Origin of the sequence: Loktanella sp. R86503 (assembly GCF_042466455.1) — a bacterium.
Lineage (GTDB): Bacteria > Pseudomonadota > Alphaproteobacteria > Rhodobacterales > Rhodobacteraceae > Loktanella.
The window spans coordinates 328,826-353,379 of sequence record NZ_JAXHCI010000002.1; the positions used below are offsets into that span (position 1 = coordinate 328,826).

Here is a 24,554-nt window from a genome sequence, read left to right on the forward strand (position 1 = left end):
GCAACCAGACATGTCCCCGCGCCGGCGCGGGGCGCAGCGGGGGCTGGCAAATCCCGCCCAATCCCCTAGGTGTTTTCCATGGCAGACGATTTACGCATCACCGACACGATCACCCTGCAAGGGTGGGAGCTGACAGAGCAGTTCACCCGCGCGTCCGGCCCTGGCGGGCAGAACGTGAATAAGGTGTCCACCGCCGTTGAACTGCGGTTTGAGGCGGAGCGTTCGCCGTCGATCCCCGACCCGGTAAAGGCGCGGCTAAAGCGGCTGGCAGGCCGCCGCTGGACGCTGGACGGCGCGCTGGTAATCTTTGTGCAAGACACCCGTTCCCAAGCCCGCAACCGCGACCTTGCGAGAGAGCGGCTGGCCGAGCTGATCGTCAAAGCGACCGAGAAGCCCAAACGCCGCGTGGCGACGAAGCCGACCTATGGGTCAGTAAAGCGCCGCCTGAAGGCGAAGAAGGTCAGGGGTGAGGTGAAGGCGCTGAGGGGGACGGTGGAGGGGGAGTAGGCATTGGTTGTACGATTAGCTCAACTGCTCTTTTGCGTCGCTACGAGAAAGATGTTGCTAGAAAAAACCATCGTCTTTGTCTGATGTAATGGCGACCTAAACCACGACCTCCACCCGTTCCTGCGTCCCCACCCCAAACACGCGCTTGTACCGTGCGATCTCTTCCGCTGGTCCCATCGCTTTGTTCGGATTGTCGGACAGCTTGACGGTGGCCCGCCCGTCGGCCTCGACCGCCTTGCAGACCAGCGAAAACGGGGCCAGCGCGTCGTCTGGCACCAGACCGATAAAGTCATTGGTCAGCATCGTGCCCCAGCCAAAGCTGACGCGGACGCGGCCTTGGAATTGGGCGTGCAGTTCCAGAATCTTCTCGACGTTCAGCCCGTCGGAAAAGATGATCAGCTTGCCCCTCGGGTCTTCGCCGCGGGATGTCCACCAGGCGATCGCCTCTTCCGCGCCCTGTGCGGGGTCGCCGCTGTCGATGCGGATGCCGGTCCAGCCGGCCAGCCAGTCGGGCGCGCGGTCAAGGAAGCCCGGCGTGCCAAAGGTGTCGGGCAAAATGATGCGCAGGTTGCCGTCGTGTTCGGCCTGCCAGTCGGCCAGCACGTCATAGGGCGACTGGCGCAGGGCATCGTCGCCGTCTGCCAGCGCGGCATAGACCATGGGCAATTCGTGGGCGTTGGTGCCGATGGCTTCCATATCGCGGTTCTTGGCGATCAGGCAGTTGGATGTACCGGTAAAGGCGTCGCCCAGGCCCTCTTGCAGCGCTTGCACGCACCAGTCCTGCCACAAAAAGCTGTGCCTGCGCCGCGTGCCAAAGTCGGCGATCCGCAGCCCGTCAACGCCGCGCAGGCGTTCGACCTTTTCCCAGACTTTCGTCATGGCGCGGGCATACAGCACCTGCAGTTCAAACCGCCCCATATCCCGCAGCACAGCCCGAGAACGCAGTTCCATCAGGATCGCCAGCGCGGGAATTTCCCACAGCATAACCTCGGGCCAAGAGCCTTCAAACGTCAGCTCGTACTGGCCGTCGCGCTTTTCCAGTTGATATGGCGGCAGGCGCAGGTTTTCGAACCAATCCATGAAATCCGGCGTGAACATCTGGCGTTTGCCGTAAAAGGTGTTGCCGCGCATCCATGTGGATTCGCCGCGCGTCAGGGACAGGGACCGGACGTGATCAAGCTGCTCACGCAGCTCTGCCTCGTCCACCAGATCGGCAAGCCGGATGGTTTTCGTGCGGTTGATCAGGGAAAACTTGACCTGCACATCCCGTTTGTTGCGAAACACCGATTGGCACATCAGCAATTTGTAAAAGTCGGTGTCAATCAGGGACCGGACGATCGGATCGATCTTCCATTTGTGGTTCCAGACACGGGTAGCGATGTCGACCATGGGGTCCTCCGGGCGTTTCACGCGGTTAGACCAAGGCTGGACGGATCTGGCAAGGGCTGTGCAGGTTTACAAATGCTTCGCCTTTGCCACCGCCGAGTCGTGCAGTTCCAGTGCACGTTCGGGGGGCACGCCCAGCGTTGCTTCGATCCGGTGCAGCAGATCGTCTTCTTCTGGTCGTTCCAGCCCGTCAGCCAGCACGACCGACCAAAGTGATTGCACGGCAGCTTCGCGTTCCTGCATGGGGATGGCGTCGTGCAGTACGCGAGCCAGCGTTTCGGTGTCCGGCATCGCGATTTCCAGCTTTTCGCAGCGTGCGCGCATTTTTGCGGATTCGACGGGATTTAGCGCATACATATGCGACAGGACGTGGTCGATCTCCTCGACTTCTTCGAACAGATAGGCGCGGTCGACCTTTGCGGCGCGGACCAATAGCGCACCAAGCGCATGGCGTGCGTCAAGTTCTGGCAAAGTTGTGGCCGGTTTGTCGGCGTGAAACAGTGACATTAGACGTTCAAGCATGGCAGGCCCCGCAGTAGGTTGGTAATATGTAGGTAGCGCCGCTACGGGTGTTGCGCAAAGGCATCGTGAAGGCCAAGGTGCCAGCGCGTCATTGGTGCAACAGGGTCAGCCGCGGCGCAGTACCCAGCGAAAGACGGTAGGAGCAACCGCGATAATTAGCGTAATCCGGATGATATGTGTGACAGAAACATAGGCAAAGTCCTGTCCCAGTGTCAGCGACAGCAGTGACATTTCAGTCAGACCGCCGGGTGAATAGGCAAGGAACGCCTGCGACAGCGGCATCCCGATAACATAGGCAATACCCTCTGCAAAAAGAACGGCAATTGCCAGCATGCCGGCAGTGGCCACGGCTGCTATGCCCAGGTCACGCAGGATCTCTTTTACGGTAGAGCCGACAAAACGTGCGCCAATGATTGTACCGATGACGATTTGGGCTGTGATTATGATGACTGACGGCGGCGCGGTGTGAACCAGACCTGCGACATGTACGATTCCAGACAGGATCATCGGGCCAAAGACAGGCGCAGCAGGCAGATTTAGCCATTTGCCGCCGACAGAGCCCAGCGCAGCGCAAGCGGCAAGGATCGCGTAATCAACAAACGTCAATGCAGACAGGGGAACAAAGCCGCGACCGCCCGCACCGGACCGGACCCCCAGAACGACACCGAAATAGGCCACAACCAGCACGACCACCAAAAATACGCGGGCGGCATGGGCCAGCGCGATCTTCTTTTCATTTCCGCCTGCAGCGCCGCCCAGAAGCAGCATCTCGTTCAGACCGCCGGGCATGGCTGCATAAAAGGCTGTGACCGGATCATAGCCGCCGAGTTTGCGGTAAACTGCATAGGATACCCCCGCCGCCGCACACAAAAACAGCGGCAACAAGATCAACGTCGCGGCCCAGCTGCCCAATTGGCCGAACAAATCAGCCGTGATACCAGACCCAAGCAGCACACCAATAATCGGAATGACGAAGGGGCGCAGCTTGCCCGGGCCGCGCACAGGCAGGCGGGCCATTGCCGCAATCGTGGTGCCGATCATCGGCCCCAACATCCAGGGCAGCGGCATACCGGTAAAGTATCCCAGCAACCCCGAAAGAACACCAATCGTCAGTGCAAGGCCGGTATCGTGATTGCGGCGAAGTGCCCTCACAAGCTGCCGATGTGCCGTTCACCGCGCGCCTTTGCCAAAGTCATCTGGCGTTGACGTTCACGAAAACGGTTCTTGTCGTCTTCTGACGTCTGGTCGGCGCAATGGTGGCAGGCAACGCCGTCTTCGTATTGCGGATGATTGCGGTCTTCGGGCAGCAAAGGGCGGCGGCATGCGTGGCAGAGGATATGCGGGCCTTCGGTCAGGCCGTGTCCGACGCTGACGCGGCCATCAAACACAAAGCATTCGCCCTGCCACGTGCTGTCATCCTGCGGGACTTCTTCCAGATACTTCAGGATGCCGCCCTGCAGGTGATACACCTCTTCCACGCCTTGGCCCCGCAGGTAATTCGTGGACTTCTCGCAGCGGATGCCGCCGGTACAGAACATCGCAATGCGCTTGTTGTGAAAGCGATCTTTGTTCGCCTCCCACCAGGCGGGAAATTCGCCAAAGCTTTTGGTTTGGGGATCAATGGCACCGTCAAAGGTGCCGATCGCGACTTCATAGTCGTTGCGGGTATCGATCACGGCAACATCGGGCGCTGTAATCAGCGCGTTCCAGTCGGCGGGGCCGACGTAGTGTCCCGTGCCCTGCAGCGGATCGACATCGGGCTGGCCCATCGTCACGATCTCGCGCTTCAGGCGCACCTTCATGCGATTGAAGGGCTGCGCGCTTGCTGTGCTTTCCTTGTGGACCAGACCTGCGCAACCGGGCACGGCGCGCAGGTGGGCAAGCACGGCGTCAATGCCGGTGCGCGATCCGGCGATCGTGCCGTTGACGCCTTCGCCAGCCAGCAGCAGCGTGCCGCTGATGCCATGCTGTTGGCACAGGTCAAGCAAGGGCTGCCGCAGGGATGCGGGGTCCGGAAAACGGGCAAAGTGATAGAGCGCTGCAACTGTAAACATGGCTTTGCCATACGCCTGCCGCGCGCCGGCTTCAAGTCAGGCGCGCGGCTGCCATGGCCAAACCGTCTGACACCGCCGTGAACGCCTGAGCGCGCATCTGCTTTGCCTGTGGAAACAGCTCAGTCATCGCGCGCGTCACCGTCCCCATCAGGCTGGATCCGCCGACAAAGACGACGGCTGCGACATCACGCGGCCTAGTATCGCCCAGCGTTTCCCATGCGGCCTCTTTGATCGCGGTGGTCAGGTCGGACAGCGTGTCGCCCAACTGGTCCGCAGACAGCGGAACGGACAGGCCCTTCTCCAGCGTTTTCAGGTCAATAACGCCCAAAGGATGGTCATTCGCTGTGATCTTGCCCGCCTCGACGGCAAAGGCGACATCGTGGCCTAGCTCCATCGCGATGACTTCTTCCAAGCGGCCAAAGGCGGTTTGATCGACGCCCATTTTGACCAGATCCGCCACAAGACGCCGCGTTTCTGCGGTGTACAGAAACGCTATCTTTTCCCATGTCGCAAGGTCGTTGAATATCGCGTTCGGTGCCGTCGTCGTCCCGCTGCCGAAAGCATTGCGCACATCACCGCCGCGCCCCAGCAACGGCATGACATGCGCTAATGACAGCAGACGGTCAAAGTCGGTGCCGCCGATCCGCACGCCGTGACTATTCAGCACGTCAATATGCCCTGTGTTCTGGCGATACAGCGTAAAGTCCGAGGTGCCGCCGCCGATATCGACAATCAGGCCAAGCTGGCCATCGCCCAACGGCCCGGCGGTCAAGGCTGCGGCCTCTGGCTCTGGCAAGAATTTGACGGTTTTGAAGCCTGCCATCCGATAGGCTTCGGCCAGATCAACCTGCGCCTGCGCGTGGCGGGCAGGGTCCGGATGGAAATGCACGGGGCGGCCCGACAGCACAGTGTCGAAATCCAGCCGCGTCGCATCATAGGCGCGGGTGCGCACGGTCGACACAAAGCGGGCGACCGCGTCAAGCAACGTCATCTTTTCATAGCCGATCTGCCGCGGCTCGCGCATCAAGGGCGTGCCGAGCACGGACTTCAGGGCGCGCATAAAGCGCCCCTCGCGGCCCTCGATCAGGGCCGTATTGGCGGCGCTGCCGATCAACGTGCGTTTGCGATCCATGTCAAAGAACAAAGAGGTCGGCAAAGTTTCACGGCCCGGCTCTACCGGGATGCGAAATACGTTTTCCCCTGCCATGACGGCGGCGGCCGTGTTCGATGTGCCGAAATCGATCCCAAGCGTGGCCATGGCTGCTTTCCTTCTGTGCGAAACGCTGCTGCTAGCTCAAAGCGCGGACAGCATCAACCTCCGTGGCGATTGACCTAAGGCAGGCGGGGTTTTACCCAATGGGCATCCGTTTGAAAGGCAACATGATGCAGCCCCTTACCCATGCTTTGATCGTGATCGACATGCAGAACGATTTCTGCCCCGGCGGCGCGCTTGCCGTTGCGGGGGGCGATGACATCGTAGACGGTATCAACGAGCTTATGGCGGACTTCCAAACCGTGATCTTGACGCAGGATTGGCACCCCGTAGGGCATTCATCCTTTGCCAGCAGTCATCCTGATGCTGTGCCAATGGACGTGGTGGATATGCCCTACGGGCCGCAAGTTCTTTGGCCCGATCACTGTATTCAAGGCACAACCGGGGCTGCGTTCCATGAAAGGCTGCGCACGGACGGCGATCTGATTATCCGCAAAGGGTACAATCCGGCGATTGATAGCTATTCAGCATTTTTTGAAAACGATCATGCCACCCCGACTGGGCTGGAAGGGTATTTGCGGACTCGCGGCATCACCAAGCTGACGATGGTTGGCCTCGCGCTTGATTTTTGCGTTAACTATTCAGCGGTAGATGCGGCAAAGCTCGGGTTTGATGTATCGGTACGTACGCTTTTGTCCCGCGCAATCGACGTGGGCGGGTCACTGGAGGCTGCCTTGAACGGTATGCGGGCGGCAGGTGTATCGCTGACCACATAGCTTGGCGGTACCTGTGGCGTGCAGGTGCCACTGTTCGGCTGAATCTTGCGGACCGGAAAAATGCGGGGGACCGAATCGTCCGCTTTTGCTACCAGCGACGGCAATGGCCCGGAAAAATCGGGCAGCAGCAGTCAGGCACTTCAGATGATCAATCGTCGTACATTCGCGGCCAGCGCCGCTATTTGCGTTGCAGGGACCACTGTAAACGCGAACCCGCTTGCACGGATTTTCGGCAAGCCGACAAATCGCGCGTCTCAGTTCTTGCCGCAGGAGGTCGATGTCAGCCCTGATCTGCCTGCTGGTCAAATCCATGTCGTGAAAGAGGATTTCTTTTTGTACTGGACGCTTGGGAACGGGCGTGCGCGGCGCTATGGCGTGGCGCTGGGGGCCGAGGGGCGCAACTATACCGGCGTTTTAACGATCAAGCGCAAGCGTGAATGGCCAAGCTGGGTCCCAACACCAGAGATGGTGCGCCTGGAGCCAGAAATTTACGGGCCGTTTCGCAAAGGCTTGCCCGGCGGCCACCCCCAGAACGCACTGGGCGCGCGCGCGTTGTATTTGTATGATGGCAATGTCGATACCTATTACCGCATCCACGGTACGCCCCAGCCGGAAACGATCGGCACCGCCTTTTCGTCCGGTTGCGTCCGGCTGACCAATGAACATGTTTCGGAACTGTACGATCTGGTGCCGGTCGGCACACAGGTTTTCCTGTTCTAGGCAACGCTGCATTAACCTGATTGACGCAAATTGTCCCCGAATCCACAGGTGAAGGATGGGGCATGAAGCGGCGACATTTTTTAGCGGGGGTGGGGGCTGCGATGTTGTCCACCCCGGCCATTGCATCAAATATCTGGCAGCGACATCTGGTTACGATGGCCAGGCCTTTGGCGGCCGGTCAAATCCACGTCGATACCGATCAGCGCTTTTTGTATCTTACGCTCGGCGGGCATCAGGCGCTGCGTTATGGCGTATCAGTCGGTGCAGAAGGGCGGCAGTTCTACGGCACGGCCGTCATTGCCCGCAAAGCGATCAAACCGTCCTGGGTGCCGACCCGCAACATGATTCGTATGGAACCGTCCGTCTATGGCCCGTTTGCCGGCGGTTTGCCGGGCGGGCATCCACATAACCCCTTGGGGGCTGCGGCGCTTTATCTGCATCGGAACGGACGTGATACACTGTATCGCATCCACGGCACCCAGCAACCGGATCGCATCGGGCAGGCGTTTTCGTCGGGCTGCGTACGTCTGGCAAATGCCGATATGCTGGACCTATATGCGCGGGTATCCGTCGGTACTGTGGTCCAGGCGACATAGCGACCGGGGCGGGTAGATCCCCCCCGGCCGGCCATTTGCTTACTTCAGCTTGGTCATCCGCAGATAAGGCAGGACCGTTTTGAAATCACCGAACTTTTCCTTGGCGTCGGCGTCCGATACAGCGGTCGGGATTACCACGTCATCGCCGACATTCCAGTTCGCAGGTGTCGCAACGCCGCGTCCAGCCGCAGTCTGCAGGCCATCCAGCGCGCGCAATACTTCTGCGAAGTTACGGCCAACGTTCATCGGATAGACCATCGACAATTTCAGTTTCTTGTCCGGGCCGATAATGAACACGGCGCGCACCGTCGCGGTGTCATTGGGGGTGCGGCCATCAGGCAGGTATGCCTCTGCCGGCAGCATGTCGAAGGCTTTGGAAATCGCCAGATCCTGATCTGCCGCAATTGGAAAGCCGGGCTTGGCACCGCCAGCGGTTTCGATGTCGACCTTCCATTTTTTGTGCTCTTCGACACCGTCAACGGAAACGCCTAACACCTTGGTCCCGCGCTTATCCCATTCGTCGGCCAGCTGGGCCACCGCACCGAATTCAGTCGTGCAGACAGGCGTAAAATCCTTGGGGTGCGAAAAAATGATCGCCCAGGAATCGCCGATCCAGTCATGTAGCTTGATCTCTCCGTGGTCGGTCATGATCGTCAGATTGGGGACTTCGTCGTTGATGCGCAGTGCCATGGGTTGCTCCCTTTTCAATGGATAGCCCTTACATAGTCATTCGGCGTGACGATGCCACTGCTTGTGCAAGCAGCGCGGCGCTGTCACTCTGCGGCAAAATACGCACAAGGACCGTATCATGATCGAAAAACGCGATTTTTATATCAACGGCACTTGGGTCGCCCCGGCGCAACCCCGTGACTGCCAAGTGATTGACCCTGCCACAGAAGAGGCTGTCGCCGTTATTTCGCTTGGAGCGGAGGCGGATACGAATGCCGCTGTTGCAGCGGCAAAGGCCGCCTTTCCCGCGTGGGCCGCACTGGCACCTCAGAAGCGGGCGGAATATTGCGCCGGGATACTGGAACAATACCGCAAACGCGAAGACGAGATGGCAGAGGCGATCCGCGCAGAAATGGGCGCACCGATCAAGCTCGCCCGCGAAAGCCAGGCGCCGTGTTTGCCATGGCACCTGGAAAACTTTCTGACCGCTGTGGAGCAGATTGAGTGGATCAAGCCGCTTGGCGATCACGCGCCCAATGACCGGATCGCACTGGAGCCGATCGGCGTCGTCGGTCTGATCACGCCGTGGAACTGGCCGATGAATCAAGTCACGCTCAAGGTGATTCCAGCTTTGCTGGCCGGCTGCACAATTGTAATGAAGCCAAGCGAAGAAGCACCGTTGTCGTCCTTGCTTTTTGCCGAATTCGTTCATGATGCGGGTGTGCCGGCTGGGGTGTTCAACCTTGTGAATGGCGATGGTCTGGGGGTCGGCTCTCAACTCTCGGCGCATCCGGATGTTGCAATGATCTCGTTCACGGGTTCAACCCGTGCCGGTATTGCGATTTCCAAGACTGCGGCAGACACGCTGAAGCGTGTTACGTTGGAACTCGGCGGGAAGGGTGCCAATGTAATTTTCGCAGATGCCGACGAAAAGGCGGTCAAACGCGGTGTTCTGAACTGCATGCAAAATACCGGCCAATCCTGCAACGCGCCAACGCGGATGCTTGTGGAACGCTCTGTCTATGACCGTGTCGTCACCGAAGCGGCAGAGGTTGCCTCTGCCATTGCAGTCGGTCCGACAACGCAGGAAGGGCGGCACATTGGTCCGGTGGTTAACAAAAGCCAGTGGACGCAGATCCAGAAGATGATCGAAACGGGTATCAACGAAGGTGCGCGCCTTGTTGCTGGCGGGCTAGGCCTGCCAGAGGGCGTGAACCGGGGTTACTATGTACGGCCCACGGTTTTTGCTGATGTCACCAACGATATGGCGATTGCGCAGCAGGAAATCTTTGGCCCTGTGCTGTCGATCATTCCGTTCGAGGATGAGGCTGACGCCGTACGCATCGCCAATGATACGCCTTACGGCTTGACGAACTATGTCCAAACGCAAGACGGCGCAAAGCGCAATCGTATGGCGCTGGCGCTAAAATCAGGCATGGTTGAAATGAATGGTCAAAGCCGCGGGGCGGGCAGCCCTTTTGGCGGGATGAAAATGTCCGGCCGCGCCCGTGAGGGCGGCGTCTGGGGCATCGAAGAGTTCCTTGAAAGCAAAGCAATCAGCGGCTGGTCCAACGACTGATCCTGCGGGGGTAAAACTTTTCATCCGAAAAGTTTTACCCCATCCAATCTTTCATCGAGACATGGTCATCCTGACGGCAGCGCGTTTCAAAACGGTGCTTTGCAGGTGATTTTGGTCGGTGCGCCGCCGTCCGGGTGGCGGAACTGCAGCGATTCGGAATGCAACATCATGCGTGGGAAATCGCGCGCTGCGCCTGTCGCATAGAATGGATCGCCAAGAATCGGGTGCCCCAAGGCCAGCATGTGAACGCGCAATTGATGCGATCTGCCAGTTTGCGGCATCAGGCGCATGCGGGTTTCCGTTTCTGACCGCTTTAACCTGCGCCAATCCGTCACCGCGGTGCGGCCATTTTCATGATCCACCATTTGCAGCGGGCGATTTGGCCAGTCGACGATCAGCGGCAAATCGATCGTGCCTTTCGCCTCTTCGACATTGCCCCAAACGCGGGCAACGTAGGTTTTTTTCGTATACCGCTTTTCGAATTGCAGCCCCAAATGGCGCTGGGCATGTGGTGTAAGCGCAAAGATCATGACGCCGGATGTGTCGCGGTCCAACCTGTGCACCAGAAGTGCCGTCGGAAAAACGGCCTGCACCCGTGTGATCAGGCAGTCCGCCAGATGCTCGCCTTTGCCCGGTACTGATAGCAAGCCTGCCGGTTTGTCGACCAGAACGACTTGATGGTCGTCGTGCAGAACGACAAGAGGTTCAGCCGGAGGATTGTAATCATCGCTCATGCCGGGACCCGATCGCCAAAAATTGCAGAGCCGACGCGGATATGCGTTGCGCCATGCGCGATGGCTGTTTCGAAATCGCCGCTCATGCCCATCGACAGCCCACTAAGTCCATTGCGGTGCGCAATTTGGCGCAGCATGTCAAAGTGCGGGGCCGGGTCAAAATCGGCGGGCGGGATGCACATCAGGCCAACAACCGGCAGATCGCCGTCCTGTGCAGCGCGGATCAGGGAATCGGCATCTTGCGGTAAGACGCCCGCCTTTTGCGGCTCTGCCCCTGTGTTGATCTGGATAAACAGCTGCGGGCAGCTGCCTATATCCTGCGCTAGGCGGATCAGGGTATTGACGAGTTTGGGTCGATCCACCGTATGGATCGTATTAAAGAGCTCCATCGCGCTTCGTGCCTTGTTGGTTTGCAAGGGTCCGATCAGATGCAAATCGACTGCGCCAAAGGTTTCGCGAAAGCCGGGCCATTTGCCCTGCGCCTCTTGCACCTTGTTTTCGCCAAAGATTCGCTGACCTTCTGTCAGAACGGATCGGATTCGGTCCAGCGGCTGAACCTTTGACACCGCAATTAGCGTCACGTCGCCCGGATTGCGCCCGGCTTGCCGCGCGGCCTGCGCTGCACGGGCCTTGATTGTATCAAGTGTCATCGCCGTTTTCCCAAGTCCTTCAGATCGCTTGTCCGGTGGGACATAAGGCGAAAAACGCCCCGAGTCATGACAAGTTGTTGCCGAAATCGTGTGTGTCTCTGATGCATCATTTTTTTGCGACCGGGGCTTGCCAAAGCCAATTCTCTTGAGTGAGCAGCCGTTCAGGCGCAATTACTGCCCCAATGCCGGAGCAACTGGCATATCTTGGAATGCAAAACACGAGGGAATTATCCATGAAAAGCATCCTTCTTACCTCGACCGCGCTGGTTGCCTTTGCTGGTGCTGCAGTGGCAGAGAGCCACGAGTCCGCCGACATGATGGGCCCGCAGGGCGTTGTCTGGGGCGCTGACGGCGAGTTCGGTTACAACGAAGAAGTCGAAGGCGGCTTCTACTTCGACGGTGGCCTGGCGATTTCGACAACCGCTGGCATGAACATGGGTCTGACCGCCGGTCTGACACTGGACGTCGATCTGGGCTTCAACGAAGCAACACCGGGCGAAACCGGTCTGGTTTCTGACTCCTCCGGCGACGGCGCATTCGACAACATCTCTATCGACGGTTCCGACTTCGTCGTGTTCGTCGAAGGTCAGGGCGCTGCTCTGTACATCGGTGACACCGCAACTGCGTCCGAAAAGACCTGGTCCGGCACCACCAACATGGAAACCGACGGCTTCCTGGAAGTCGACGACGTGAACGACGGCGCTGACAACGGCGACTTCGTTGATGGCGTGATCCGCGGCGATCTGGCCTACGGTCCTGTGACGGCATCGCTGTCCTTCCTGATGGCTGACGGCGAAGCAACCAACGACGACTTCGACGGTCTTGACGGTCTGCAGGTCGGCGCAGTGTCCACCTTCGGTGCGTTCACACTGGGTGTGACATACCAGCAGGGCGTTGATGCGATGCTGGTGGATGCGTCTGATGACGAAGTTGGCACCGACGGCGTTGTCGGCACGAACGACGACGTTGCTGGCGATGACGGTTCCGTTGACGAAATCATCGGTCTGTTCGCTTCGACCACATTCTCCGGCGCAAACGTCAAGGCTGCATACTCGCAGAACCTGGACACCGAAGAAGACTCCATCGGTCTGCAGCTGGACTACCCCTTCGGTCCGGTCACCGCGACTGTGTTCTACTCCTTCGAGTCTGACACCGACGACAACTACGGTGTGGCTGTTGCCTACGCTAACGGTCCTGTCGCAGCGACTGCTTACTACCACGATGGTACCGACCAGGAAATCGGCCTGGAAGGCTCCTATGACTTCGGCATGGGCCTTGCCATGTACGCTGGCTACATCCAGAACGACGACGACAGCGATGCATACGAAGCATACGTCGCTGCCGAGTACGACCTGGGTGGCGGTGCTAGCCTGATCGCAGCTTACGGCGACTCCGGCGACACCTACACCGGTGACAACGACGAAATCGGTAACGCCTACGAAGTTAACGAGGGCACAACTGTTGCCGTCTCCTTCACGTTCTAATCGAACCTGAAGACTTCAAGATTGGGGCGGTCCTTCGGGGCCGCCCTTTTTCGTTTGCGCGGGCGCTCGGGCATGTCCCGGTCTATCGGACTTGTGACGGCCCGCTTGCTTCGCTACATCTTTTGACGAAACACCCGTCGGTGCGGCGGCGCGCGATCTTACGGATAAACCGGACGCTTGGCTGATCTAGCCAAAGCCGGCCGGCCCAATCCGATCCGCTTCCCCGCCCCGTTAGCTGCCACTGCCGTTATCGATCCGGCCTGCCCGAAGAAAGCCATCACCAGATGACCACCTATTCCCCCGCTGAAATTGAAGCCCGCTGGCAGGCCGCATGGTCCGCGGCTGATGTGTTCAAGGCGGTGCGCAGCGATGACAAGCCAAAGTATTACGTGTTGGAAATGTTCCCTTATCCGTCGGGTCGCATCCACATCGGGCACGTGCGCAACTATACCATGGGGGATGTCATCGCGCGGTATAAGATGTCTACCGGGCATAACGTGCTGCACCCGATGGGATGGGATGCCTTTGGGATGCCGGCCGAAAACGCGGCGATGGCCAGCGGCGGCCATCCCAAGGACTGGACCTATCAAAACATCGCGGACATGCGCGATCAGATGAAACCGCTGGGCCTGTCGATTGACTGGTCCCGCGAACTGGCAACCTGCGATCCGGAATATTACGGCCAGCAGCAGGCGCTGTTCCTCGATTTTCTGGAAAAGGGCCTGATTTATCGTAAAAAGGCGATCGTGAACTGGGATCCGGTCGATATGACCGTTCTGGCGAACGAGCAGGTCGAAGACGGCAAGGGCTGGCGTTCTGGCGCAGAGGTTGAGCGCCGCGAGCTGACGCAGTGGTTCTTTAAAATCTCGGATTATTCCGAAGAACTGCTTGAAGGTCTTGATGGGCTGGATGACTGGCCTGCCAAGGTCAAGCTGATGCAATCCAACTGGATCGGCAAATCCCGTGGCTTGCAGTTCAGCTTTGGCCTGACCGACGCCCCCGACGGACACGACCGGGTAGAGGTTTACACGACCCGCCCCGACACCCTGATGGGCGCGTCTTTTGTCGGCATCTCGCCCGATCATCCTTTGGCGAAATCGCTGGAACGTCACGACCCCGCGGTCGCAGCATTCTGCGCCGACGTGCGCAAAGGCGGCACCACCGAAGAGGCATTGGAAAAGGCCGAGAAGCGCGGCTATGACACCGGGCTGAAAGTGCGCCACCCCTTTGACACCTCGTGGGAATTGCCGGTTTATATCGCAAACTTTGTTTTGATGGACTACGGCACTGGCGCGATCTTTGGTTGCCCTGCACATGACCCGCGCGACTTTGAATTTGCGACGAAGTATGATTTGCCCATCACGGCGACCTTCCTTCCGTCCGAAGACGCGGACCAGATGCTGACAGAGGCTTATACGCCAGCGAAAACCGAAAAGGTGTTCTACGTCAAAGGTTTCGCTGGCGAAGATTGGCAGACTGGCACTGATGCCGTGGATGCCGCGATCGCGTTCTGCGAAGCGAACGGCGTGGGCCATGGCGTCACCAAGTTCCGTCTGCGTGATTGGGGTCTGTCCCGCCAGCGCTATTGGGGGTGTCCGATCCCGATCATCCACTGCGACACCTGCGGCGTGGTGCCAGAGGCAAAGGAAAACCTCCCCGTCGAACTGCCCTATGACGTCACCTTTGACGTCCCCGGCAACCCGCTCGACCGGCACCCGACGTGGCGCAACTGCGCTTGCCCGAAATGCGGTGCGGATGCGCGGCGCGAGACGGATACGATGGACACCTTTGTGGATTCGTCGTGGTATTATGCCCGCTTTACGGCGCCGCGGGCCGATACGCCGACAGTCCAGGACGACGCCGCCTATTGGATGAACGTCGACCAATACATCGGCGGTATCGAACATGCGATTTTACACCTGCTGTATTCCCGCTTTTTCGCCCGCGCGATGCACATGACCGGCCACCTGCCCAGCACGGCCGCCGAGCCGTTTAACGCCTTGTTCACCCAAGGTATGGTCACCCATGCGATTTATCAGACCAAGCGTCCCGATGGCCGTCCCGTTTACCACTATCCCGAAGAGGTCACGCTGCGCGACGGCGGTGCCTTCCTTCAGGACGGCACACAGGTCGAGGTGATCCCTTCTGCCAAGATGTCGAAGTCCAAGAATAACGTGGTCGATCCGGTCAACATCGTGCGTCAGTACGGGGCCGATACCGCCCGCTGGTTCGTGCTGTCCGACAGCCCGCCGGAACGGGATGTCGAATGGACAGCCTCTGGCGCAGAGGCGACGTACAAGCATCTGGGCCGCGTCTGGCGTGTCGCGAATGACATTGCGCAAAGTGCCCAAGACGGTACGGCCGACGATGATCAGGCCCTGCTGAAAGAGATGCACCGCGCCGTCCGTGATGTGACCCTTGGTGTCGAGTCCTTTGGTTTTAACGCTGCAATTGCCCGGCTTTATGCTTTCACAAACGCGCTGTCCAAATCCAAGGCGAGCACGTCCGTCCGCCGCCAGGTCGCGATGACGTTGGCCCAGTTGATGGCTCCGATGACGCCGCACCTGGCCGAAGATGTCTGGTCGATGCTGGGCGGAGAAGGTTTGATCCTTCACGCCCCATGGCCGCAGCCGGACGAGGCCATGTTGGTCGATGCCGAGGTCACGCTGCCAATTCAGATTAACGGCAAGCGTAAATCGGAAATCACCGTCGCAGCTGATGCGGACGCGGCAACGGTCGAAAAACTGGTGCTGGCGCAGGACGCGGTGCAGCGGAATCTGGATGGCGCAACGCCGAAAAAGATCATCGTTGTGCCCGGCCGGATCGTGAACATTGTCGTATAAGCGCCCCCCCCGCCGCGTCGCGCTGTTAGCGCTGTTGGCAGTCGGGGCCTGCGGGTTCACGCCCGCGCTGGCACCGGGCGGCGACATGCTCAAACTGCGCAATACGGTCGAGGTTAGTGCGCCGGACACCATCGCCGGGTTTGCCATCCGCAGCCGGCTGATTGACCGGCTGGGGCGGGCGACCGCCCCGATCGCGACGCTGAGCGTGAACGTCGAAGAGGCACTGGACGTAGCCGCGCAATCGCAAAGCGGCGCAACCCTGCGGTATAACGTGGTCGGGGCTGCAGGCTGGCAGTTAACCGCGGCTGACGGAACCATCTGGGGCAGCGGACAGGTCGACGGGTTTACCAGCTATGCCGCGACGGGCTCTACTGTGGCAACGCAATCAGCTGCGACGGATGCAGTGGGGCGGTTGATGATCATATTGGGCGACAAGATCGTCGCACAGCTGATGCTGCTGGACCTGCCACAGTGAAGCTGGCGGGGCGCAATGCTGCGGATTTTATTCGCAAGCCGCAAGCGACCCGTGCGGGTATCCTGATCTTTGGCGCAGATCCGATGCGCGTGGCGACAGCCCGCGGGCAGATCGTGAATGCGCTGGTCGGACCCCAAGGCGAATCCGAAATGCGTCTGACGCGCATCGCCGCCAGCGATCTGCGCAAAGACCCCGCGCTTGTGAATGATGCAGTCAAGGCACAAGGCTTTTTTCCCGGCCCCCGGGTTGCATTGGTCGAGGACGCGACAGACGGTTTGTCGAAACTGATGACCACCGTGCTAGAGGACTGGCGCGAAGGAGATGCGCAGGTGGTCGTAACGGCAGGTCAGCTGACGGCCAAATCGGCGCTGCGTAAAGTGTTCGAAGGACATAGCAACAGCGTTGCTATCGGGCTTTATGACGACCCGCCCAACGCCGAAGATGTGCAGATTTTGCTGGACGCGGCCAAGCTGGCCATCCCGAATCGCGACGTGATGGATGCCATCATGGCAATTGCGCATAGCCTGACCCCCGGCGATTTCCGGCAGACGATCGAAAAACTGGGCCTTTACAAGCTGGGCGATCCAGAACCGCTAAGTGTTGCCGATGTCGCGCTTTTGGCCCCGCAGTCGGCTGACGTGGATGTCGACGACATTCTGGTCGTCGTGGCCGAAGGCAATTCCCAAATGATCGGGCCGGTGCTGCGTGACCTTTATGCGCAGGGCGTGTTGCCGATTACTCTGTGCATTGGCGCGATGCGCCATTTCAGGCAGTTGCACGTTGTCGCCTCTGATCCGGGTGGCCCTGGACAAGGGATTGGCCGGCTGCGGCCGCCTGTCTTTGGACCTCGCCGTGATCGGTTGGTGCGGCAGGCGTCGCAATGGGGGCGTGATCGGCTGGAACGCGCAATTGCAGCACTGACGGACACCGATCTGACAATGCGTTCTGCCAGCCATGCACCACAGCAGGCGCTGATGGAACGGACGTTGATCCGGCTGGCTATGATGGCCCGCCATTGATCTACAAATCTAATTCTTTAGCTAAAGGCGACGATTGCTGCTGTGACCGGTCGATTGGCATTAGCCGAATCGCTGGGTCGCATAGGACGCGCAGTGGCGCTTAACGATGGTTCGAAAAGCCCATCAAAACGGGCAGGGCAACGGCCAGCGCAATAAAAAAGGGCTGGCAAATTGCCAGCCCTTTCAAATCTTTTCTAATCCGATGAGGGATTAGTAGGAGCCGGAAGCGGCAACCAGAGCGGCCAGCAGGCCCAGAACGATGTAGCCGGAGTTCACGGAACCGGTAGGTGCCATCGGTGTGTCGACTACGACAACCGGAGCTTCCATAACTTCAGGGGCCAAGCCGCCAGCGGAAGCTGCGGCACCGGTCACTGCGATTGCTGCAGCGGCTGCGAGGGTAGTGGTGATGCGCATTGTGGGTACTCCAATTAGATGCACGTTGTGGACGATCACAAGTTGTCTATCCACGTTTTATGGGCAAAACAAGATACTTGTGAAAATCGGACAACAGTGTTGCCGCATCTGCACGGCCAGTATTCAGCAGAGCTTTGCCGATCACCACAGCGCATGATCGCTTTTTCCTTTTTTAAAAACGTTCGCAAGGCTTAAGTTGTTGTTTGCAATATACAAAATATAAATCATTAGGGCGTGATTTTTGTCGGCTTATCCGGACGCATCCCTCGCTATGTTAAACTCGCCGCCGGAATGCGATGCGACCTTGCAACAGTTCCCTGCAATGTAAGGAGGCAAAATGCAGGTTTTCCTACCGAAAACGGGGCTACTTACCTGGCGAACTAGACAGATGTCAGATTGACCAAGGATACTTGCATTTTAAGGTTTTATTAGCTTTCGGTGCGTGCGGGCCGAATAAGGTACACCTTATAACCTGCTCTTATCGCAACCGAATCAGTCGAATCGTATTAACCTTCAACAAAGCGTAGCGCTGCGGTCGCAGCGGCCTTGCCTGTCGCAAGACAGGCCGTAATTAAATAGCCGCCCGTCGGTGCTTCCCAATCTAGCATCTCTCCCGCAACAAATGTGCCTGGCCTGCTCTGTAACATCAGCCCGTGAAGTTGCGCGAAGGGTAGCCCGCCAGCGGTCGATATTGCCTGATCCAGCGGGGCGGGGCCGTTATGGACGATAGGCAGGGCTTTAAGTAGCGTGGCGGTAGGGCGGGCCGGTTTAGTGCGGCGCGACATTTCGTTGAACAATGCGATTTTGACGGGCGGCAGGCGCAGCGTCGATTTCAGAACTTTGCCAAGGCTCGATTTCATACGCGCCGCGTCCAGTTTCACTTGCAATGCCGTAGCATCGTGATCCGGCATCAGATCGACAAAAAGGGGCGCGCCGTCGCGCACGGCAGCAGACAGGGCATAAATTCCGCCGCCTTCGATGCCATTTTTCGTAATAACCCATTCACCCCGCGATATCGCAGTGCCAGCTTGCAGGCTTGTCGCCTTGATTGGCTGACCGAAATAGGGCCCCATATGGTCTGACCAGTCCACGCGAAAGCCGCAGTTCGCCGGTTTGAATGGGGCGATGTCGCTGAAATGTCTGGCCCATTCCCCGTCAGAGCCGAGCCTGCGCCAGCTTGCGCCGCCGCAGGCCAAAATTGTGATGTCTGCGCTGCGCGTGACGGGCCCGTCGGGGGTGTCAAAGCGCAGATCATTGCCGTCCCAGCCCGTCCACGTCCAGCGCGTCAAAAGAGTGACGCCTTGTTGCGTCAGCCTGTGCAGCCACGCCCGCAAAAGTGGCGAGGCCTTCATCGCGACGGGAAACACCCGACCGGTTGACCCTGTAAAGACAGGCTGCCCCAGACCTTCGGCCCAGGCGGTCACCTGTTCAGGGCCAAAGTGGGCCAAGGTATCGCGTAGGGCAGGGGGCATATCGCCAAAGGCTGCGTCGAAGTCTGCCGGATTTTCGATCTTGGTTAGGTTGAGTCCCGATTTACCGGCCATCAGAAATTTGCGCCCGACGGATGGCATCTGGTCCATGACGGTAACAGCCATGCCTGCGGCGGACAGAACGTCGGCGGCCATCAGCCCGGCTGGACCTGCACCAACGATGATCGCCGTCCTATGATCGGTCACTGCAGCATTTCCTTGATTGCGCGGATGTGGACCAGATCGGCCGCCAGCGCATCACTGCACAGGGCTTTCGCTGCGGCGACCGGGTCATCGGCAATCTGGTCGACCAAGCCGCACGCCAAAGCGTCCTGCGCTGTCAGTTTGGCGCCTGCCAAAAGGATCAATTTTGCCCGTGACAAGCCTGCCAGCGCAATGAGGCGCGCGGGATCACTGGGTTGCGGCAGCACGCCAAGTTTCATGACAGGATAAAAAACCCTGGCCCCCGGCGCGGCGATGCGCAGATCACAGGCAAGCGCCATCCCGCAAGCCCCGCCCGCCAATGTGCCATTTAGCGCAGCGACAGTCAGTCCGGGCAGCGCGGCGATTGCGGCCGACAGTTCCTCCCATAAGGGCGAGGTTTTCAGCTTTGCTACATCAGCCAGATCCGCACCGGCGCTGAATACAGGCCCGGTACCGGTCAGGATCAACGCCTTTGCGGCATCCGCTGCGCATACGGCGTCGATCAGGTCGCGCAGCATCCCGGCAGTCAGGGCGTTGGCTTTGTCCGGGCGATCCAGCGTTATAATTGCCAGATCGCCATCACGCGCCGTCTTGATCACGCGAGGCCGACTTTTTTGCGGATGTCGTCGTCCCGCAGGGATACGTCCTTGCCCAGCCACGGGTCAGCCTCTGGCGTGCACATCCAGACCAATGCCTGCGCGGCCCATTCGGGCGGGATATGCGCCGACCAATCCAGTTGAGCCACGGGCCCGACGCCGGATTGCTTGATTTCGCGTTGCATGTCGGTGGCGACGGTGCCGGGCGACAGGCCAAGGATCCGCAGGCCTTTGCCGCGGTTTTCGCGGTCGGCCACTTGTGTCAGCATATACGCGCCCGCCTTGCTGGCGCAGTAGGCGGACCAGCCTTCCAATGGGTTATGGGCGGCACCCGACGATACAGTGATAATAGTGCCTGACCCTTGGGAAATCATCGGGCCGATCGCGGCCCGCATGCCATGCATGACACCCTTAAGGTTAATGTCGATCGCCTTGCCCCATGCCTCTGGGTCGACCTGGCTTAACGCGCCAATCGGGTCGATGACGCCGGCGTTATTGATGACAACATCAATCCTGCCAAAAGTCTGGATGGCGGCGCTGACGGCTTGCTCTGCCTCCCAATAACGGGACACGTCACAGGGGATTGCCAGGGCATTCTTGCCGATCTGCCCGGCAAGTTCGGTGATCTGTTCACGGGACCGCGCAACCAAGGCGACATTGGCCCCGGCCGCAGCAAAAGCCTGCGCTGCCGCGGCCCCGATGCCACGGCTTGCACCTGTGATCAGAACGGTTTTACCGGTCATGTCAAAGTTTTTCATCGCACTCCCTTTCGGTCCGTTGCAGGACACTTTAGCGTTGCATCAAAATTCCCCACTTGGACCGGAACGGCAAGGGTGCCGCGCCGCAGTTCAGTCCTACAAGGATCAGTCCTATGATGACATCTAAAGCACTACGTGCAAGCGCTTGCCTGACGGCAGTCATGCTTGCCCCCGCGGCACATGCGGATGTAACCGCCCAACAGGTCTGGGATGCTTGGCAGGCCAGCATGACTGACTACGCGGCAACTGCGCAGATCACGACCGGCGCCGTCGATGCATCCGGTGATACTGTTACAGTTACCGATTTTGCGCTGAACAGCGATATCGAGGGCGATACGGTCAACATGACAATCCCGCAGATTGTTTTCACCGACGCGGGCGATGGCACTGTCGATATTACCCTGTCCGACACGATTCCTGTCACGTTCACCACCGGAACGGACGTCGATGTTGAAATGAGCATCAGGCAAACCGGCACTGTCATCAAAGCCAGTGGCACGCCAGAGGCGCTGAACTACGATGTCGCGGCAGACCAGTATGTCATTTCGGTGGACAAGCTGACCGGCACCGAAGGCACGATTGACGGTGAAATGCGTGTTGCCCTGAATGGCGTTAAAGGCACATCGACGATGGTGACCGGTGATCTGCAGGAAAGCAGCTATGATCTGGCGGCAAGCACTGTCGATCTGCTGATCGACATTACGGCACCGGATGCGACCTCTGTCATGATTTCCGGCAAGGTTGACGGCATTGCCAGCGCGGGAACCAGCAGTGCGCCGGCAGACCTTGATTTCACGGACCCTGCCGCGATGTTTGGCGGCGCTTATGTCGCCAAGGGTAGCTATACCAGCGGACCTTCGGCCTACATCATCGCAGTTGACGGGACCACGACAGTCAATGGCACCGCAACCAGCGGACCAGGCACAATGTCCTATTCCGTCGGACCAGAAGGGCTGGCCTATGATATCACGACCAGTGATGTGGCTGCTGACCTGACCAGCAGCGAAATGCCGTTCCCGTTCAAGCTGGCGGCTTCGTCTTACGGTTTTGCCATGACAATGCCGGTTGCGCCGACAGATGCGCCCGTGCCGTTCAAACTGGCGCTGGATTTGTCCGGCGTTACCGTGAACGAGGAAATTTGGGCAATGGTCGATCCGTTGGCTGCCCTGCCGCATGACCCGGCGACGATCAAGCTGGATATCACCGGTGCGGCGCAACTGGACGTGCCGCTGATGGACGCAGAGCAGGCGCAGGCGCTTGCGATGGAGCCTGGCTTCCCCGGCAAGATCGAAAGCTTGTCACTGAATACCCTGACTGTGGATGCGGTCGGTCTGAACGTAAACGGGACCGGTGAGTTCACCTTTGATAATGCTGACACGACGACCTTTCCGGGCATGCCGCGCCCTGATGGGACAATTACGATCGACGTGGCCGGTGCAAATGCGCTGATCGACAGCCTGATTACCATGGGTTTGATCCCGGCAGATCAGGCAATGATGCCGCGCATGATGCTGGGCATGTTCGCCAAACCCGTTGGTGAAGATGCGGTCCAATCAGTGATCGAGGTGAAAGACGGTCAGGTCATGGCCAACGGCCAGCGGATTCGCTGACCTTTGCGCGCAGCCCGTCACCTTGCGGTGCGCGGCTGCGCGGACTACCTGAATGGGCGACATAAAGGAAACCGCCCCCATGACCGATCTTGCTGCGCTGACCCAACAGATCCTTGATGCCGCCCGCCGGGCAGGTGCCGATGATGCCGACGCCATTGCGGTGCAGGGCACGTCGATTGCGATCGATGTGCGCCAAGGCGCGCTGGAAAAGGCAGAGAGGTCCGAAGGTGTCGATATCGGTCTGCGCGTTCTGTTGGGGCAACGGCAGGCCTGTGTGTCCACCTCTGACAGCCGGCCAGCTGCAATTGGGGCGATGGCCGAGCGTGCCGTCGCCATGGCAAAAGAAGCGCCAGAGGATCCGACCGTGGGTCTGGCCGATCCAAGCCAGCTGACCGCGCAGACGGATAGCGCCTATCTGGAGCTATGTGACGATTCGCCCGAACCCGACCCGCAAACCCTGCAGGACTACGCCTTGCGCGCAGAGGCGGCGGCGCAGGAAAATGCTGGCATCTCTCAGGTGTCGGAAACCAGCGCTGGATATTCGCGCCGCCAGATTCACGCAGCAGCCACCAATGGCTTTTCCGGCGGCTACGCGCGGTCCGACATTGGCCTGTCTTGCGTCGCGATCAGCGGCACCGGCACGGGGATGGAACGTGACTATGACTACGACACGCGCATCTTTCAGTCCGATATGCGCGAGCCGGAGGATATTGGCCGCACCGCAGCCGCCCGCGCGGTAGAGCGTGCAGGTTCGCGTCGCCCCAAGACTGGTGCCTATCCGGTGCTTTTCGACGAAAGGGTCGCATCATCACTGATCGGTCATCTTATTCAGGCCATCAATGGCAGCGCAATCGCACGTGGCGCGTCGTTTCTGCGCGATGCGCTGGGCGAGCAAGTTTTGCCAGACGGCATGAGCCTGATTGAAGATCCGCATCGCCCCCGCGCCTTTGCATCCAAGGTATTCGATGCCGAAGGTCTGGCCACGCAGCGCCGCGCCCTGATCGACAACGGCACGTTGACGGGATGGACGCTGGACCTTGCCACCGGGCGAAAACTGGGTCTGCCATCGACCGCCAATGCTGGCCGCGGCACCTCTGCGCCGCCATCGCCTTCTGTCACCAACCTTGCTTTGACGCAGGGCAATGTTAGTCGGGATGAGCTGATCGCACAGATGGGAACAGGGCTGCTTGTCACGTCGATGATCGGATCGACGATCAATCCGAACACCGGTGACTATTCGCGCGGGGCAGCAGGGTTCTGGGTGCAGAACGGCGAAATCACCCACCCCGTCAACGAATGCACGATTGCAGGGAACCTGCGCGACATGTGGCGCACCATGATCGCGGCCAATGATGCCCGTGCGCATCTTAGCCGGGTTGTGCCGTCGCTTCTGGTATCGGGGTTGACCCTTGCCGGCGACTGACCTGCCCTTATTGCTGGACGCTGCAGCCGCTGCCGGCGACATCGCTTTGCGTTTCTTCAAGTCTGCCCCGCAGGTTTGGGACAAGGATGGGGGGCAAGGCCCGGTGACAGAGGCTGACCTGGCGGTCAACGACATGCTGACCGCACGTTTGCGTAGCGCCCGGCCCGACTATGGCTGGTTGTCAGAGGAAACGCCCGATGACACCGCCCGCCTGACGACACCGCGCCAGTTCGTTATCGACCCGATTGATGGCACGCGCGCCTTTATCAACCAAAGTCTTGACTGGGCCCATGCCCTTGCGGTGGTCGAAAATGGGCGCGTCATTTCCGGCGTTGTAACACTTCCCGCGCGCGGCCTGACGTTTGCCGCTACGCTGGGCGGCGGGGCCACCGTGAACGGTAAGCCGCTGCAAGTGACCCAAGTGACAGACCTTGCCGCGGCAAATGTGCTGACGACCAAACCGAACCTTGCACCGCAGTTCTGGCAGGGCGGTGCGGTGCCGCCCTTTTCCAAAGGCTTTCGTTCTTCGCTTGCCTACCGCCTTTGTCTTGTTGCGCAGGGAAAATTCGACGCGATGCTGACGCTGCGCCCGTCGTGGGAATGGGATATCGCTGCCGGCAGCCTGATCGTGTCAGAGGCACAGGGCACAGCAACGGACCGTCGCGGCGCACCGCTTGTCTTTAACAATCCCTACCCACAGGTTGACGGTGTGCTTGCCGCAGGTGCGGTTCATAGTGCATTGCGCGCAGCCCTGGTCTGAACCTGACCTTAACGTGTCATCTTGGATAAGGTCGCAGGGCCCCGTTGTAACACTGGCCCGCCCTGCGTAAGTTGCACTGCAACAGCACCCTGA

The 24,554-nt window shown here is 59.5% G+C and carries 24 protein-coding genes; 12 read left to right on the forward strand and 12 right to left on the reverse strand.

The features are described 5' to 3' along the window. The first annotated feature begins 78 nt into the window (after window positions 1-78). The gene (gene arfB, locus SJY10_RS02590; protein WP_386679486.1) at window positions 79-507 is read left to right on the forward strand and encodes an alternative ribosome rescue aminoacyl-tRNA hydrolase ArfB; all 429 of its coding nucleotides are present in this window, start codon (window positions 79-81) and stop codon (window positions 505-507) included. Between the two features lie 96 nt (window positions 508-603). On the opposite strand, the gene pncB is transcribed toward arfB, so the two are convergent. From pncB to SJY10_RS02615, 5 genes are all read right to left on the reverse strand, one after another. Further along, on the reverse strand, window positions 604-1,896 hold the full coding sequence (pncB, locus tag SJY10_RS02595; RefSeq protein ID WP_386679487.1) for a nicotinate phosphoribosyltransferase: 1,293 nt from the start codon (window positions 1,894-1,896) through the stop codon (window positions 604-606). A 66-nt stretch (window positions 1,897-1,962) separates the two neighbouring features. Next, window positions 1,963-2,415 (reverse strand): TerB family tellurite resistance protein, encoded by a 453-nt coding sequence (locus SJY10_RS02600; RefSeq protein ID WP_386679488.1) that lies wholly within the window; start codon window positions 2,413-2,415, stop codon window positions 1,963-1,965. Between the two features lie 105 nt (window positions 2,416-2,520). Next, window positions 2,521-3,567, reverse strand: coding sequence for an AbrB family transcriptional regulator (locus SJY10_RS02605; protein WP_386679489.1), 1,047 nt, complete (start codon window positions 3,565-3,567; stop codon window positions 2,521-2,523). Beyond that, window positions 3,564-4,469, reverse strand: coding sequence for a rhodanese-related sulfurtransferase (locus SJY10_RS02610; RefSeq protein ID WP_386679490.1), 906 nt, complete (start codon window positions 4,467-4,469; stop codon window positions 3,564-3,566). Before SJY10_RS02610 ends, SJY10_RS02605 begins: the two co-directional genes overlap by 4 nt. Window positions 4,470-4,500: 31 nt before the next feature. Further along, window positions 4,501-5,727: an Hsp70 family protein gene (locus tag SJY10_RS02615; RefSeq protein WP_386679491.1), complete on the reverse strand. Its 1,227-nt coding sequence runs from the start codon at window positions 5,725-5,727 to the stop codon at window positions 4,501-4,503. Window positions 5,728-5,852: 125 nt separating this feature from the next. Here SJY10_RS02615 and pncA point away from each other — a divergent pair, with 125 nt between their 5' ends. The 3 genes from pncA (at window position 5,853) to SJY10_RS02630 (ending at window position 7,774) form a co-directional block, all read left to right on the forward strand. Continuing rightward, the gene (gene pncA, locus SJY10_RS02620) at window positions 5,853-6,458 is read left to right on the forward strand and encodes a bifunctional nicotinamidase/pyrazinamidase (RefSeq protein WP_386684457.1); all 606 of its coding nucleotides are present in this window, start codon (window positions 5,853-5,855) and stop codon (window positions 6,456-6,458) included. A 60-nt stretch (window positions 6,459-6,518) separates the two neighbouring features. After that, the gene (locus SJY10_RS02625; protein ID WP_386679492.1) at window positions 6,519-7,178 is read left to right on the forward strand and encodes a L,D-transpeptidase; all 660 of its coding nucleotides are present in this window, start codon (window positions 6,519-6,521) and stop codon (window positions 7,176-7,178) included. Between the two features lie 62 nt (window positions 7,179-7,240). Further along, window positions 7,241-7,774 (forward strand): L,D-transpeptidase, encoded by a 534-nt coding sequence (locus SJY10_RS02630; RefSeq protein ID WP_386679493.1) that lies wholly within the window; start codon window positions 7,241-7,243, stop codon window positions 7,772-7,774. A gap of 39 nt (window positions 7,775-7,813) precedes the next feature. Here the strand turns inward: SJY10_RS02630 and SJY10_RS02635 are convergent, their stop codons facing one another. Next, window positions 7,814-8,464, reverse strand: coding sequence for a peroxiredoxin (locus tag SJY10_RS02635; protein ID WP_386679494.1), 651 nt, complete (start codon window positions 8,462-8,464; stop codon window positions 7,814-7,816). Window positions 8,465-8,582: 118 nt separating this feature from the next. Here SJY10_RS02635 and SJY10_RS02640 point away from each other — a divergent pair, with 118 nt between their 5' ends. Further along, complete coding sequence (locus tag SJY10_RS02640) at window positions 8,583-10,022, forward strand: aldehyde dehydrogenase family protein (RefSeq protein ID WP_386679495.1); 1,440 nt, start codon at window positions 8,583-8,585, stop codon at window positions 10,020-10,022. An 86-nt stretch (window positions 10,023-10,108) separates the two neighbouring features. Here the strand turns inward: SJY10_RS02640 and SJY10_RS02645 are convergent, their stop codons facing one another. Both SJY10_RS02645 and SJY10_RS02650 read right to left on the reverse strand, forming a co-directional pair. Then, complete coding sequence (locus SJY10_RS02645; protein WP_386679496.1) at window positions 10,109-10,756, reverse strand: pseudouridine synthase; 648 nt, start codon at window positions 10,754-10,756, stop codon at window positions 10,109-10,111. Then, complete coding sequence (locus SJY10_RS02650; RefSeq protein ID WP_386679497.1) at window positions 10,753-11,406, reverse strand: YggS family pyridoxal phosphate-dependent enzyme; 654 nt, start codon at window positions 11,404-11,406, stop codon at window positions 10,753-10,755. The genes SJY10_RS02645 and SJY10_RS02650 overlap by 4 nt, the downstream gene beginning before the upstream one ends. Before the next feature lie 233 nt (window positions 11,407-11,639). Here SJY10_RS02650 and SJY10_RS02655 point away from each other — a divergent pair, with 233 nt between their 5' ends. The 4 genes from SJY10_RS02655 (at window position 11,640) to holA (ending at window position 17,227) form a co-directional block, all read left to right on the forward strand. Continuing rightward, window positions 11,640-12,890, forward strand: a complete 1,251-nt coding sequence (locus SJY10_RS02655) for a porin (RefSeq protein WP_386679498.1) — start codon at window positions 11,640-11,642, stop codon at window positions 12,888-12,890. 284 nt (window positions 12,891-13,174) lie between these two features. Next, on the forward strand, window positions 13,175-15,733 hold the full coding sequence (gene leuS, locus SJY10_RS02660) for a leucine--tRNA ligase (protein ID WP_386679499.1): 2,559 nt from the start codon (window positions 13,175-13,177) through the stop codon (window positions 15,731-15,733). Beyond that, window positions 15,723-16,208, forward strand: a complete 486-nt coding sequence (lptE, locus tag SJY10_RS02665) for an LPS assembly lipoprotein LptE (protein WP_386679500.1) — start codon at window positions 15,723-15,725, stop codon at window positions 16,206-16,208. The genes leuS and lptE overlap by 11 nt, the downstream gene beginning before the upstream one ends. Beyond that, window positions 16,205-17,227 (forward strand): DNA polymerase III subunit delta, encoded by a 1,023-nt coding sequence (holA, locus tag SJY10_RS02670; RefSeq protein WP_386679501.1) that lies wholly within the window; start codon window positions 16,205-16,207, stop codon window positions 17,225-17,227. Before lptE ends, holA begins: the two co-directional genes overlap by 4 nt. A 210-nt stretch (window positions 17,228-17,437) precedes the next feature. Here holA and SJY10_RS02675 read toward each other — a convergent pair whose 3' ends face one another. The 4 genes from SJY10_RS02675 to SJY10_RS02690 all read right to left on the reverse strand — a co-directional run bounded on the left by SJY10_RS02675 (window position 17,438) and on the right by SJY10_RS02690 (window position 20,668). Continuing rightward, complete coding sequence (locus tag SJY10_RS02675) at window positions 17,438-17,641, reverse strand: hypothetical protein (protein WP_090186112.1); 204 nt, start codon at window positions 17,639-17,641, stop codon at window positions 17,438-17,440. 506 nt (window positions 17,642-18,147) lie between these two features. After that, window positions 18,148-19,317, reverse strand: a complete 1,170-nt coding sequence (locus SJY10_RS02680; RefSeq protein ID WP_386679502.1) for a TIGR03862 family flavoprotein — start codon at window positions 19,315-19,317, stop codon at window positions 18,148-18,150. Further along, window positions 19,314-19,913, reverse strand: coding sequence for an enoyl-CoA hydratase/isomerase family protein (locus SJY10_RS02685; RefSeq protein WP_386679503.1), 600 nt, complete (start codon window positions 19,911-19,913; stop codon window positions 19,314-19,316). Before SJY10_RS02685 ends, SJY10_RS02680 begins: the two co-directional genes overlap by 4 nt. After that, window positions 19,910-20,668: an SDR family oxidoreductase gene (locus tag SJY10_RS02690; RefSeq protein WP_386679504.1), complete on the reverse strand. Its 759-nt coding sequence runs from the start codon at window positions 20,666-20,668 to the stop codon at window positions 19,910-19,912. Before SJY10_RS02690 ends, SJY10_RS02685 begins: the two co-directional genes overlap by 4 nt. Before the next feature lie 113 nt (window positions 20,669-20,781). Here SJY10_RS02690 and SJY10_RS02695 point away from each other — a divergent pair, with 113 nt between their 5' ends. From SJY10_RS02695 to SJY10_RS02705, 3 genes are all read left to right on the forward strand, one after another. Next, window positions 20,782-22,278 carry a DUF2125 domain-containing protein gene (locus SJY10_RS02695; protein ID WP_386679505.1) on the forward strand — a complete coding sequence of 499 codons (1,497 nt, stop codon included), beginning with the start codon at window positions 20,782-20,784 and terminating at the stop codon, window positions 22,276-22,278. A 79-nt stretch (window positions 22,279-22,357) separates the two neighbouring features. Beyond that, window positions 22,358-23,701: a TldD/PmbA family protein gene (locus tag SJY10_RS02700; protein ID WP_386679506.1), complete on the forward strand. Its 1,344-nt coding sequence runs from the start codon at window positions 22,358-22,360 to the stop codon at window positions 23,699-23,701. Continuing rightward, window positions 23,688-24,461: an inositol monophosphatase family protein gene (locus SJY10_RS02705; protein ID WP_386679507.1), complete on the forward strand. Its 774-nt coding sequence runs from the start codon at window positions 23,688-23,690 to the stop codon at window positions 24,459-24,461. Before SJY10_RS02700 ends, SJY10_RS02705 begins: the two co-directional genes overlap by 14 nt. Window positions 24,462-24,554: the final 93 nt, after the last annotated feature.